Source organism: Atopobium sp. oral taxon 416, assembly GCF_018128285.1.
GTDB lineage: Bacteria > Actinomycetota > Coriobacteriia > Coriobacteriales > Atopobiaceae > Olsenella_L.
Map to the genome: position 1 here is coordinate 62,196 of NZ_CP072380.1, position 12,277 is coordinate 74,472.

10 protein-coding genes and 3 tRNA genes are annotated in these 12,277 nt (G+C 57.1%); 4 read left to right on the forward strand and 9 right to left on the reverse strand.

The genetic code is table 11. The features are described 5' to 3' along the window. Positions 1-110 precede the first annotated feature (110 nt). The 5 genes from J4859_RS00300 to J4859_RS00320 are packed head-to-tail and all read right to left on the reverse strand — an operon-like array spanning position 111 to position 7,590. Positions 111-2,966 (reverse strand): FtsW/RodA/SpoVE family cell cycle protein, encoded by a 2,856-nt coding sequence (locus J4859_RS00300; RefSeq protein WP_212331607.1) that lies wholly within the window; start codon positions 2,964-2,966, stop codon positions 111-113. 2 nt (positions 2,967-2,968) lie between these two features. Next, a complete protein-coding gene (locus tag J4859_RS00305; protein WP_212331609.1) occupies positions 2,969-4,297 on the reverse strand; it encodes a Stp1/IreP family PP2C-type Ser/Thr phosphatase in 1,329 nt (442 codons plus the stop codon). Further along, on the reverse strand, positions 4,294-4,707 hold the full coding sequence (locus J4859_RS00310) for an FHA domain-containing protein (RefSeq protein ID WP_212331612.1): 414 nt from the start codon (positions 4,705-4,707) through the stop codon (positions 4,294-4,296). Before J4859_RS00310 ends, J4859_RS00305 begins: the two co-directional genes overlap by 4 nt. Position 4,708: 1 nt before the next feature. Further along, on the reverse strand, positions 4,709-5,800 hold the full coding sequence (locus J4859_RS00315; protein ID WP_212331615.1) for a DUF3662 and FHA domain-containing protein: 1,092 nt from the start codon (positions 5,798-5,800) through the stop codon (positions 4,709-4,711). A gap of 8 nt (positions 5,801-5,808) precedes the next feature. Further along, positions 5,809-7,590: a serine/threonine-protein kinase gene (locus J4859_RS00320; RefSeq protein WP_212331618.1), complete on the reverse strand. Its 1,782-nt coding sequence runs from the start codon at positions 7,588-7,590 to the stop codon at positions 5,809-5,811. A gap of 134 nt (positions 7,591-7,724) precedes the next feature. On the opposite strand from J4859_RS00320, the gene J4859_RS00325 reads away from it, so the two are divergent. Continuing rightward, positions 7,725-7,811: transfer RNA gene (locus J4859_RS00325), tRNA-Leu, on the forward strand. A 67-nt stretch (positions 7,812-7,878) separates the two neighbouring features. Here J4859_RS00325 and J4859_RS00330 read toward each other — a convergent pair. Beyond that, complete coding sequence (locus J4859_RS00330) at positions 7,879-8,079, reverse strand: DUF6724 family protein (protein WP_212331621.1); 201 nt, start codon at positions 8,077-8,079, stop codon at positions 7,879-7,881. Positions 8,080-8,233: 154 nt separating this feature from the next. Between J4859_RS00330 and serS the strand changes: the two genes are divergently transcribed. Together serS and J4859_RS00340 are read left to right on the forward strand one after the other, a co-directional pair. Continuing rightward, the gene (gene serS / locus J4859_RS00335) at positions 8,234-9,520 is read left to right on the forward strand and encodes a serine--tRNA ligase (RefSeq protein ID WP_212331624.1); all 1,287 of its coding nucleotides are present in this window, start codon (positions 8,234-8,236) and stop codon (positions 9,518-9,520) included. 202 nt (positions 9,521-9,722) lie between these two features. Next, positions 9,723-10,088, forward strand: coding sequence for a hypothetical protein (locus J4859_RS00340; protein WP_212331626.1), 366 nt, complete (start codon positions 9,723-9,725; stop codon positions 10,086-10,088). 54 nt (positions 10,089-10,142) lie between these two features. Here the strand turns inward: J4859_RS00340 and J4859_RS00345 are convergent. From J4859_RS00345 to gluQRS, 3 genes are all read right to left on the reverse strand, one after another. Then, a tRNA-Arg gene (locus J4859_RS00345) sits at positions 10,143-10,219 on the reverse strand. Positions 10,220-10,357: 138 nt separating this feature from the next. Beyond that, a tRNA-Ser gene (locus tag J4859_RS00350) sits at positions 10,358-10,449 on the reverse strand. A 49-nt stretch (positions 10,450-10,498) separates the two neighbouring features. Then, positions 10,499-11,518: a tRNA glutamyl-Q(34) synthetase GluQRS gene (gene gluQRS / locus J4859_RS00355; protein WP_212331627.1), complete on the reverse strand. Its 1,020-nt coding sequence runs from the start codon at positions 11,516-11,518 to the stop codon at positions 10,499-10,501. Positions 11,519-11,584: 66 nt separating this feature from the next. On the opposite strand from gluQRS, the gene J4859_RS00360 reads away from it, so the two are divergent. Continuing rightward, complete coding sequence (locus tag J4859_RS00360) at positions 11,585-12,277, forward strand: hypothetical protein (protein WP_212331628.1); 693 nt, start codon at positions 11,585-11,587, stop codon at positions 12,275-12,277.

Sequence of the window (12,277 nt, forward strand, 5' to 3'; positions counted from 1 at the left end):
TAAGATTAGTCCGATATGATAAACATACCGCGTGAGACGACTCTGAATGTACCGTACAAGGCCGCGTGGCCCGCCCTTCACAATATGGGAACGGATACGGCGAATATCGTTCATGTGATCGCCCCCTGTGCCTGCACAGCCAAACATTGCCGGATGATGCTCCCCCCCATGCGCGCGGCTGATCCTTCGATATCGCTGCCATTGCCCTCAAGGCAGATTGAGACGGCGAGGGTCGGAGAATCATACGGCGCGAAGCCGATAAAGAGTGAGTTGCTGACTGCCCCACCGACTTCGGCGGTGCCTGTCTTGCCGGCGACCTTCACGCCGGGGATGCGGGCCCCTGCCGCGGTGAATCCATCATCGACGACGCCGAGCATAGCGTCCGCGACGATATTCGCGGTTTTGCCGGAGATCGGCTGGCCGAGTGAGCGGGGCTGTGTCGTGGTCGTAGTAGCACCTTGCGGCGAGAGCACGTGGTCCACAATGTAGGGATTCATCGTGACGCCACCGTTGGCGATTGTAGCTGCGAGCAGCGCATTCTGCATCACGGTTGTCTGTGGGCCCGCAGGACTTGAGTGCTGCCCGACCGGCTGGCCGCAGGCTGCCCACGCGGTCTCCCACCCAGCCATCTCGCTGGGATCCGGCATGAGGGAAGCGCTCGTGTAGAAGTCCTGGCCGATTGCGATACCGTAGCCAAAAGCCTTGGCGTAGTCCACGAGGTTCTGTGCGCCGACTTTGACGCCGACTTGGCCGAACGCAACGTTCGAGGACATGGAGAGAGCCTTCTTGAGCGTGACCGTCCCGTAATTGTTGTGGTCGAAGTTCGTGACTGCAGCGCCGCCGATATTCATCTCCGACTGAGCGGAGATCATATCGTTGATGTTGTACGCGCCGGTGTCGATTGCGGCTGAGAGCGTCAGGACCTTGAATGTCGATCCGGGTGGGTAGAGCGAATCGGTTGCACGGTTCACGAGCGCCGTGCTGTTGGAGCTGAGCAGATCCCCGATATCGCCGTAGTCGTACGAGGGGGAGGAGGCCTCCGCCAACACCTTGCCTGTTGAGGGCTCAATAACGACGATGGCACCGTTCCAGCCGTTCAGGGCAGCCTCGCAGATCTGCTGCATCTGAGAGTTGAGCGTCAACACGACTGAAGAGCCCGGCTGTGGGACGCCCGCCAGCGAATAGAGGGCGGATTGCCAGGTAGTGTAGTCGGTGTGGCCCGTCAGCGTCTCATTCATCGAGTTCTCGATGCCAGTCGAGCCATACTGCGAGGAGAGGTAGCCGACCGTGTGGATCGCAAGGTTGCCCTCCGGATGCGTGCGGACAAAAGTGCCGTCAGCCTGCTGAACACTCTCAGCGAGCGTCGCTCCATCGCTGGTGAGGATTGCGCCACGCTGTACGTAGGCGCTCTTTGTAATCGTATGGTTGTTGCTCGGCATGTTCTGAATGGTCTCCGCCCGCACCACTTGGATGTAGGTGAGGTTGCCGATCAGGACCGCAAAGAGCAGGGTGAAGACCGTGATCAGAGCGGTGAGGCGCTTGCCCAAGGCAACGCGTCCCAGCACACCGGATTCCGGTGTTGTCATCTCAAACCGGGCACGCGCATGGTCGCCCTGGACCACGTTGGAGACTCCCGGGTTAGTGTTCTGGGCTTCGGTGGCCGCGGTGACCAGTTCCTTCTCCTTGCCGGTCGCTTCATCGCCGCACTTGAGCAGCAAACCGACTGCGATGAAGCTCGAGAGCAGGGAAGAGCCGCCCTGGCTCATGAAAGGAAGGGTAACACCGGTCATCGGCAGAAGCTTCGTGACGCCGGCGACGATCAGGAAGGCCTGGAAGGCGATCGCAGTTGTCAGGCCGGTTGCCATGAATGCAGAGTTATCGGATTTAGCGCGTGCAGCGGTCGCAAAGCCTCTGACCGCGAACAGCATGTAGGCGATGAGGATTGCGGAGGCGCCGAGCAGGCCCATCTCTTCGCCGATTGCGGAGAAGATAAAGTCGCTCTCGACGATCGGGATGTAGTCGGCAAGGCCGCGTCCGATACCGGTGCCGACCAAGCCGCCGTCAGCTAGTGAGTAGAGGGACTGGACAATCTGGTAGCCGTCACCCTGCGGGTCTGCCCAGGGGTTCAGCCAAATATCGACGCGGGTCTGTACATGGCCGAAGGCGTGGTAACAGAAGACCGAGCCGATGGCGAGCAGGATGAGGGACAGGAAAACGTAGCTCAAACGCCCGGTTGCGGTGTAGATCATAACGACAAAGATGATGAAGAAGAGCAGCGCCGAACCGAGGTCGCGCTCGAAGATAACGACGAGCAGGGACAGCCCCCACATCACGAAGACTGGGAAGACCATGCGTGCCTGCGGGAGGGCCAGCGGCCCAAGCTTTCTGGTTGAGGCTGAGAGCAGCTCACGGTTCTCGGCGAGATAGCAGGCCAAGAAGATGATCAGCAGGATCTTGGCGAGCTCGCCCGGTTGGAACGAGAAGCCGCCGAATTCGATCCAGAGCTTTGAGCCGTAGTGCTCGGTGCCGATGATCATCGGGGCGATAAGGAAGATGATGCCTAAAGTCCCGAAGGTATATTTGTAGCGTGCCAGGTCATCGATGCTCTTGACGAAGAACAAGACGACGATCATTGCGATTACGGAGATGAAGAGCCACAGCACCTGGCTTTTCGCCGCATCGGGGGCGAGCCGGGTCACAAAGGTGATGCCGATGCCCGAGAGCAGAAAGACGATCGGCAGGATGACCGGATCTGCACCGGGCGCCAGCTTCCTAACCGCGATGTGGGCGAGGGCAAAGGAAACGAAGAGGCCGATGGGGATCGCGAGCGAGCTCAGCGTAACCGGGGTACCTGAGTTGATCAGGTACATGGCATAGATGAGGATGACCGGAATCGCTGCGGCAAACAGAAGCGCCAGCTCTGTGGTGCGGCGGTTACCGCCCGATCTTGCCTGTGCGCTTGCCATGATCATTCACCTCGCCCTTCTGGTTGCTCTGTCGCTGCTGAACTCTGCTGCGATGTATCGAGATTGTTCGTCCCTTCAGTGTTTTGTGAATCGTTGTTGAGTTCCTCTTTCGAGGTTGTGGATTTGACGTCTGAGGCCACCGATGAGGCCTGTGAGCGCTGGGTGTCAATCTGCTCATGGTAGGAATTGATGGTATCCAGCGCGCTGTTCTCATCGTCGGTTCTGATCCCCTGTTCCAGTTGGCTTTGGGTTGCGTCCGGCAGATCTGCCACTTCGACCGACGTGGTTTCCACCAGATGGTTGAGTGGGATCCCGAAGACCTCAGAGTTGAGGCCCTGATAGATACCGACCGTGCCCTCGTTGTTTCCCAGATACCAGGAAGAGTTGATCATGTTGGCCCCGATAGCGATTGCAAGTGCGAAGAGGGCCGCGAGTGCGATGACCCACACCAGGGCCTGCTTCTTACGTTGCTGGCGGTGCTTTTCCGCCGAGCCGTCGTCAGTCACATCGACGACGACTACGGTCACGTTGTCGTGGCCGCCTGCTTCAAGCGCCGCAGAGGTCAGCGCATCGGCAGCGTCCTGAGGGGTCGCCGAGGATACCGCGATCGACTCAATGCTGCTGTCGGGCACCATGCTCGAAAGTCCATCGGAGCAGATAATGATGCGGTCCCCGGTGCGGACCTCGAGCGTGAAGTGATCCGCGTACATATCGGGGTCTGACCCGAGCGCGCGGGTGATGATGGAGCGGGAGGGGTGGACCCGTGCCTCGTCGGTGGTGATCTGCCCGGCGTCGACCAATTCCTCCACATAGGAGTGGTCATGGGTGACGCGTACGAGCACGCCGCCGCTCATCAGGTAGACGCGGGAGTCACCCACGTGGGCGACCGCCATATGGTTTTTATCGATTACAATCGCGCTGGCCGTGCACCCCATGCCCTCTTTGCCTTCGCCGGATTGGGCCGACTCAATGATAGCGGAGTTCGCCTCTTCGACGGCTCCACCCAAGATTGCGTCATCCGCGGTGGAAGGCGCCAGCTGTGAGAGGGTGCGTACCGCGATCGCGCTTGCCACTTCTCCGGCAGCGTGTCCGCCCATACCGTCACAGACGGCAAAGAGCGGTGCCTGCACCAGGAAAGAGTCTTCATTGTGTCCGCGCACGAGGCCGACGTCTGAGCGTGAGCCCCACCGCAGGCGGTCACTGTGTCCGGTGACTACATCAGCGTCTTTGCGCCCAGTGATCGGCAGCGGCTCATGTCCGGGCGAAGGCACCGGTTTGGGCTTGCGTGCACGTTTTGTTCGGGGAGCAGTGCGTTTAAAGGGAAGTCTCATCGACGCCCGACCTTGAGAATTGTGTCTCCGATCTGTACCTCATCCCCATCGCGCAGCGTCACCGGTTGGGCGATGATGTGCCCGTTGACCATCGTGCCGTTGGTCGATTGGAGATCCTCAAGTACCAGTGCGGGCCCCTGTAGCGAAAAGCGCGCGTGGGTCGCGGAGACAAAGGGTTCATCTATCACAATATCCGAAGAGGGAGAGCGGCCTACGACAACCGGCCCTAGGATATCGATGTGAAGGCCGCGCAGACTTTTCGCGCCCTTCTCCACGTCGATGCACCAGATCGCCGAATCGGTGCGCTGCCCCTTCACTAGGCCGATACCGGAGCGCATGGCGGCGAAGAGGAAGAGGTAGAGGAGGACCACGAGGAGGATGCGGCCGAAGAATAAGACAAGATCGATCATATCAGCTCTCCCGGAACTCGAGGTTCTCGAGACCGATGTTGATGATATCCCCATTGCTGAGCGCGCAGGCGGTAACTTCAGCATCGTTGACGAAGGTTCCATTCGTTGAGTCTAGGTCTTGGATATACCAGTGGCTCCCGTCATAGGAAAGTATCGCGTGATGGCGGGAGACATTGGGGTCACGCAGTACTATGCCACCGGAGTTTTTTTCACGCCCGATCGGCGTCTGTGGGGCATATGCCGTGTAGACGCGCCCGGTGGACATGTCCTGCAGTGTGCAGGTGACCTCATTTTTGCGTGCAGGAGCAGGGCGGCGTGAGGCTTCGCGTGAAGGAGCATAGGACCTTCCTGTCTGCCACTCAGGTCTGGCCGGTTGGGGCCGCAACTTTGTTCTCGGCTCGCGGAATGCTGCCGAACGCGGACGAGAGGTCGACGTCCCGGCAACAACTGGGGAGGGTTCCTGCGAAGGACCCGGATAGGGTTGCTGCACGATAGGATTCGGTGCAGCTGAAGCGGACAGATCGAGGTCATCGTTGCTCGGCATCACATCAAGCCCTGCATAGGAGTTCTCCTCGGCCTTCGCAGCCTCGGGGAAGCGTTCAGAGGTTTGGGGCCGCCGTGGGGCAGGTGCCGCCTCAGGGATACGTGGGATTGGTTGGGCACCATTGCCGCGAGCGATGCCGCCGATGAACACTTTTTCTTCCTCACGCAGACGGTTGAGCGAGCGTGGATCCACGTTCTCAGCGAAGACCGAAAATTTTCCCCTTTTGAGCGAGGGATCTACCATAAAACGAACCAGGGGTTTTCCGGTGAAAACATAGCCCTTTTTATTTGCCTGGCCCTCAATGAACTTGGCGATCTCAGAGGTGAGATCGCCATAGAGCGGTCGCATATACGCATCGTCGTCTGCAGAGACGAGGATGGTATAGAGGCCTGGCGCGGTGTCCACGCCGTCTATCACAAACGTCTCGTTCTCCATCTCCCGAGCTGCACGTTTGGCAAGTTTTTTGAAGGAGAAGGGGGCGGTGTAGCCTTCCGGTGTCGCATTAAAGATCGCAGCGATGCGCTCTTCAAAGACGTTTAAAAAATTCATATACGTAACTACCCTTCTGATTCAACTACCACAGGGCCCTTCAGGGCCGCAACAAAGCACATGACAATACTTAAGAATATCTCAAATACGAGGCCCACTATCTCTTGAGCCGACCATATGCCGCTATTTTCCACTCCATGAGCGAGCACTTGAAAGAATATTATTATACCAGCACAACTGAGCTGAGCGATATTGGCCCTCCAGCCGCCGCGGTCGCGTCCGATCAGACTCGCGGCAAGGCCCGCAAGGCTGCACCCCACAAGCGAAAGCAGCTGTGCGCGTGAGGAGAGCTGGGCTATCAAGGCGTCGACAACAGCGGGTGCATTGAAGCCGGTCTGGAGGCTCAAAGAAAAAAACTGGTTGAGCACCCACGCAAAAGCGCTGCTCACAAAGGCTGTGAGCGGGCGGAAGACAAATCCGCACAGGTTGGCCGAGGCAGATGGGATATGGGCCACACAGGAAAACAGCGCTGCGATACTTGACGCCTTAGTTGTCGACCCGCACGCAATCCACCATGTGATACCTAAAGCTCCGACTGCGACAAGCGTGAGCAACGTCGCCTGATTGAAGTGGGCGATGCCTAAGGCGGCTAACAGAGAGAGCAGAAAGGATAGAAAACCTGAAGGTGGCCAGAGCGCCGCAAGCGCGGAAGCGATGATAACGGCGGCGGCGATCGAGGCCTTTGAAGCGAAGAGCACCGGCGCGATACTAAAGATGCAGAGACCGGTCACTAAGGCGCTCGTACTTTTAAGGATTAGCGGCTCGAGCCAGGGGAAGCGTTCGGCCGCCGGGGTCTTCTCCCGGTAGACCTCACTCCACTCCTCTTCGGTGGGCTCATCGTCCTGTGCCTGCAAGACAAGATTCTGTAATGACTTTTGTCCAGCGCCCGGGATTCCTAAGAGCGGTATCAGGTGATTCATGAGGGATTCCACCGAACTGTAGCGGTCCTGGGGATTAATGGCCAGGCACTTCTCCAGCACGAGCTCGATATCCTGATTGAGGGTCAGATTCTCCTGCGCCAGAGAAACGGCAGGTCCCTGTAAGATTTTAGCGAGGGATTCCTCAGCGGTATCTGCCTCAAATGGGTTGACCCCGCACAGTGCGGTCCACAGTACGACACCCAAAGAAAAGATGTCGGTCCGCTCATCGACGAGCTGGCCGTTGATCTGCTCAGGTGGCATGTAGCCGATGGTGCCGCCGCGCGCTCCACCGTAGCCCACCGCAGAGGCGAGCGTCGACATACCAAAGTCGGTGAGTTTTGCGATGCCGGAGCGGTCAATCATAATGTTGGAGGGCTTGATATCGAGGTGAAGCACCCCATTCTCGTGGGCGTACTGAAGCGCCGATCCCACGCAGGTCAACAAGTGTGCGCACTCCTCATAGGTCAGGCAGCCCCCTTCAACCCGTTTGAGCAGCTCAAGCAGGTTGAGCCCATCGATGTACTCCATAACGAGATAGGCATAGCGGCCGGCGCTCTCGAAGTCGTGGACTGCAACGATATTGGGATGGGCAAGCAAGCTGGAGGTCCGGGCTTCCTGAAGCGCCTCTCGCAGTGAGGATGCCTCGGCTTCCTCACTGTCGGAGAGGCTCAAGGGGATCACCTTGATGGCTACGCGGCGTTGCAACCGCGTATCCCAGCAGACCAGCACGCGTCCAAACCCGCCTTGCCCGCATTTCTCCACGACGCGATAGCGCCCTAATAAAAGCGGCATATCCGCTTGAGCAGGGACTGTACCCTGCGTCACTGTTTGCGTAGTATCTGAAGGCTCTCCCTGTGTATCAAAAGCCACTGTTTAAATTCCTTTTGCCGCCTGTGCTATACCAACCTATGTGGCTCAGTAACAGATCACAAGACTTTCTGTGAAAAGTATAGAATTTTGAGTGTTGCTATTATAGGTCATTGTGAGGTACAATACCACAGCACGCGGGTGTGGCGGAATTGGCAGACGCGTACGGTTCAGGTCCGTATGAGGGTTCCCTCATGAAGGTTCAAGTCCTTTCACCCGCACCAGAAGAGATGCAAAAATCCCCGTTGGCGACCAACGGGGATTTTTTCTGCATACGATAAGGTCCACACCCTAATTGTCGTCTTCATTCTCATCGTCGTCGAGCAGATCCCAATCGTCCTCAGACTTCTTGTGGTTATAGTATTGCTGCTTTGTTTTCCGCTCGAGCAGATACGCAATGAGCAAGAAGAACAGGATACCACCGACGACCAGGGTGATGACGCCTGGGCGTGTATTAAAGAGCCAATTGAAAAAACCACCAACCGCAGCCATTATCTGTACCTTTCTGTACATACCGAGAATGGACCAGAGTCAAGTATATACTTGAGTGACTTGAGTGGAGCTTGTTAGTCTCTACTATAAGTTGTTGCATGTAGTTCCTAAAAGTTTGAAACGTTTACAAAAAGAAAGTAGAGGAATCGCATCGATGCTTGATATCAAGTTTGTGAGGGAGAACCCCGATATTGTCGATAAGTCCTGCGCGTCGCGCCAAAACGTCCACTGGGACCGCGAGAAGTTCTTTGAGCTCGACGAAGAGCGCCGCTCCGTCATCGCTGAAGTTGAACAGCTCCAGGCCGAGCGCAACAGCGTCTCAAAGCAGATCGGCAAGCTACTCCGTGATGGGAAGAAGGGTGAGGCTGAGGCGGCGAAGGAGAAGGTAGCCGCCCACAAGAAGCACATTCAGGAGCTCAACGACAAGCGTGCACAAGTCGAGAAGGATCTCTTTGACCTTATTGCCACTATCCCCAACATACCGCATAAGACTGTACCGTACGGCGTCGATGACTCCGACAACCCTGAGGTTCGACGCTGGGGAGAGCCGACCCACTTTGATTTCAAGCCGAAGGCCCACTGGGACCTCGGCCCGACGACCGGCATGCTCGACTTTGACCGTGGCATCAAGCTTGCGGGCACCCGCTTTGTACTGCTCGGTGGCGCCGGCGCCCTGATGGAGCGTGCACTGATTGCGTTTTTTCTTGACACCCATATCGAGGCTGGCTTCAAAGAGTGGTGGCCGCCTGTGATCACCAACTATGATTCTCTGTTTGGAACCGGCCAGCTGCCGAAGTTCGACCAGGATCTCTACCACGTCAGTGGAGGCATGTACCTGATCCCGACCGCGGAAGTCATGCTCACCAATATTCACCGCGGTGAGGTGCTCGATGGGGGCAAGCTGCCGCTGTGGTACACCGCCTACACCCCCTGCTTTCGTGAGGAGGCTGGCTCCGCCGGTCGTGACACCCGTGGCATCATCCGTGTCCACGAGTTCGACAAGGTCGAGATGGTCAAGTTCTCAAAGCCTGAGAATTCCATGGATGAGCTGGAGAGTATGACGCATGAGGCAGAGCGTTGCCTGCAGCTTCTCAAGCTTCCGTATCACGTCGTGAACCTGTGCACCGGCGACTTAGGCTTCAGCGCAACCAAGTGCTACGATCTCGAGGTGTGGCTCCCGAGCTACAATAACTATAAGGAGATCTCCTCCTGCTCGAACTGCTGGGACTTCCAGGCACGCCGCGCAAACATCAAGTACCGCGATCTTTCCAAGTTTAAGGGAACCCGCCTGGTCCACACGCTGAATGGCTCTGGCTTGGCAGTTGGCAGAACGATGGCAGCCATTATGGAGAACTATCAGAATGAGGATGGCTCTATCGCCGTACCGGAGGTGCTGCGCCCCTACATGCACGATATGGAAGTCATCAAGCCTGTCAAATAGGCTATACGCTCACAAATAGATCGAGGCTCTCGGCAAGCTGATCTCAGCAGGGTACTTGTTGGGGTCACCGGTTTTTTAGAGGGATACACAACCATCTGTAAGGTTCGGTCTTTCCTCACAGTCTCTCCAAAATACGAACATATGTTCTAGTTAGACACAGAATCGTACTATAGTGAGGGTACAGGCAAGGACAGGAGACGCCATGGACCAACTCAAACAGCACACAACAACGTTTACTATCCATCAGGGCGATGAGGAGCGCTGTGTCAGCATTGGGGAGACACCTTCCGGCATCGTCGTATCCGAGCGCTCTTGGGGTGCCCTCACCGAGGCCATCCACGACCAGCCGGTGTACAAGCAATCGATTCTGATCAAACCGCTCAGTATCGATGCAGCCGCCTATGTGCTGGGGGTTACGAAGGAGCAGATCTGTGAGGCGCTCACGCAGTTCTTTGTCTGTGCGCCCTACCGTATGCTCTGCGATCTGATGGATTACCTTGACCTCAACGATGTGCCTTTCGATTACTATGCGGTCGATAAAGCCGGCGGCGCGATCCGTCTGGCATAATGGGAAAGGAAGCTGAGTTAATAAAAAGCCCCAACGAATGGGGCTGAAATACTCTGGTGCGCCGTATAGGATTCGAACCTATGACAGACTGATTCGTAGTCAGTTCCTCTATCCAGCTGAGGTAACGGCGCAAAGCAGTAGTTATGATGCTCCTTCTTGAGCTGTGAGTCAAGTAGAGATTTTTAAATGTGAAGATAGGCGCCAGTTAGGTGCCCGATTCAAAAGGTAAGAAAAGAGCCGCACAGGAATGCGCGGCTCTCAGCAGGTTCTGGCGGAGAGCTGGGGATTTGAACCCCAGATAGGATTTGAGTCCTATACTCGCTTAGCAGGCGAGCACCTTCAGCCACTCGGTCAGCTCTCCATGAGGGTGATTTAGCATCATACCCCACATGGAGGGTGTATCTCAAGGGCTATGTGTAAAGAAACTCGGGATTGACTACAATATCCGCACGATGTTCTCGAATAGCGGCCCACGAGAAGCGTCCGATTAAGTCTTCCACTGAGAGTCTCTCATTCGGTTGTGCCAGCCCAAAGAGAGATGCGAGCTTTACGATGAGCGGCTCTGGACGGCCGAACTGCTCACGCAGGACGCCCATGTCGAGGTCTCTGTCCCGCTTGGAGAGCCTTCTGGTGGGGCTTCCCATAAGCAGCGGAACGTGGGCGTAGTGAGGTTGGGGATATCCAAGCAGCCGCTGCAGATAGATCTGGCGGGCACAGGAACCGAGCAGATCGTGTCCGCGGACCACTTCGGTGACCCCCATCAGCCCGTCATCCACCACCACGGCGAGCTGATAGGCAAAGACCCCGTCGGAGCGCTTGATCAGAAAGTCTCCGCACTGCGTTGCCAAGACCTCACGCTGCGGTCCGTAGACCTCATCGGTAAAGGTGATCGTCCCTTTTGGATCGTCTGCATCAGGCACGATCAACCGTGTGGCGGGAGGGCGCGTGGCTGCCTTTTGGGCACGCTGCGCAGGCTTGAGGTGTCGGCAGGTCCCCGGATAGACGTAGGTGCCGTCGGACATATGGGGCGCGGTTGCGGCATGGAGCTCAGAGCGGGTGCAGAAACAGGGGTAAGTGAGCCCCATGTCGGTCAGTTTGTTGACTGCGTCTTCATAATATTCAGTGCGTTGGCTTTGGAAGTAGGGCCCCTCATCCCAGGTAAGCCCGAGCCAGTCGAGATCCTCCATCAGGAGGTCAGCGACAGGTGGGCGTTGAGCCCTCGGGTCGAGGTCTTCGATGCGCAGCACGCAGGTCCCGTGCTGCGAGCGTATAGAAAGCCAGGTGAGTAGGGCAGAACATATATTACCGGCATGCATGCGCCCTGAGGGAGTTGGCGCGAAACGTCCTTTGAGTGGCTCTGTCACCGTAAAGCCTCGCCTTTCTTTTTGGAGCAATTCTGTGTGTGCGTGCTGAGACTGTGTGAAAAACATTCTAGACTTGTAAGAACTTTCGGAGTTGTAAGCTCTATGCGAGTCAAACCATAGAGGAGTTATCGAATGCCTGAACATACCTCACACAATACCAACGTCAGAAGTACCGCGGCGATCCCAAAGGATTTCCATATGGGGAAACCGGTGCTCGTGTGTCGCTGGCGCCTGTACCATCAGGCGCTTCCGCTGCTCAATCGGCATATGCGGGCACTTGGGAGCAGGCGTCTGGGAGGGGTGCCGCTCCCGGGGGCGCTGCTGCAGTGGGCAAAACAGCACATTGAGTGGACCCTTGAGGACGGCTCGTACGACAATCCTGAGGGTGTATTGATGATCGTCGTCGACGATAGGGAACAGGCGGCGATGTCAGTTGGCCCCTACAAGCCGCTCGACAACACCGGGGCGCGTGAGCTCGCAATCCGCGCGCTCAAGTCCCGCATGGAGTTTGAAGAGACGAGGATCGCGCCTGAGACCATCTGGGTCGTGCAGCGGGACGGGACCCTCCTTATGGGGGCGGAACCTGATGAGCGTCCCTCCGGTGTCGCTTCGCTGATTGAAGACTTGGCCAAGACGCTAGGGATGACCGTGCTTAGGGTCCATGAGCTGGCATCTCAGTACCTGGAGGGAAGTATTGAGGCACAGGAGGTATTTTTGGTCTCCGACGAGTACGGCGTGGTGCCGGCCCGCGATGCCGCTGGAGTGACTGCGACAAAATTTCGCGCTGGATACGCTAAGCTTTTAAAGAAGACCAACAGAAAGTAA

Excerpts from the sequence above, each read along its gene's own strand:
- J4859_RS00300 (WP_212331607.1), bottom strand. The coding sequence starts at position 2,966 with ATGGCAAGCGCACAGGCAAGATCGGGCGGTAACCGCCGCACCACAGAG.
- J4859_RS00305 (WP_212331609.1), bottom strand. The coding sequence starts at position 4,297 with ATGAGACTTCCCTTTAAACGCACTGCTCCCCGAACAAAACGTGCACGC.
- J4859_RS00310 (WP_212331612.1), bottom strand. The coding sequence starts at position 4,707 with ATGATCGATCTTGTCTTATTCTTCGGCCGCATCCTCCTCGTGGTCCTC.
- J4859_RS00315 (WP_212331615.1), bottom strand. The coding sequence starts at position 5,800 with ATGAATTTTTTAAACGTCTTTGAAGAGCGCATCGCTGCGATCTTTAAT.
- J4859_RS00330 (WP_212331621.1), bottom strand. The coding sequence starts at position 8,079 with ATGGCTGCGGTTGGTGGTTTTTTCAATTGGCTCTTTAATACACGCCCA.
- serS (WP_212331624.1), top strand. The coding sequence starts at position 8,234 with ATGCTTGATATCAAGTTTGTGAGGGAGAACCCCGATATTGTCGATAAG.
- J4859_RS00340 (WP_212331626.1), top strand. The coding sequence starts at position 9,723 with ATGGACCAACTCAAACAGCACACAACAACGTTTACTATCCATCAGGGC.
- gluQRS (WP_212331627.1), bottom strand. The coding sequence starts at position 11,518 with ATGTTTTTCACACAGTCTCAGCACGCACACACAGAATTGCTCCAAAAA.
- J4859_RS00360 (WP_212331628.1), top strand. The coding sequence starts at position 11,585 with ATGCCTGAACATACCTCACACAATACCAACGTCAGAAGTACCGCGGCG.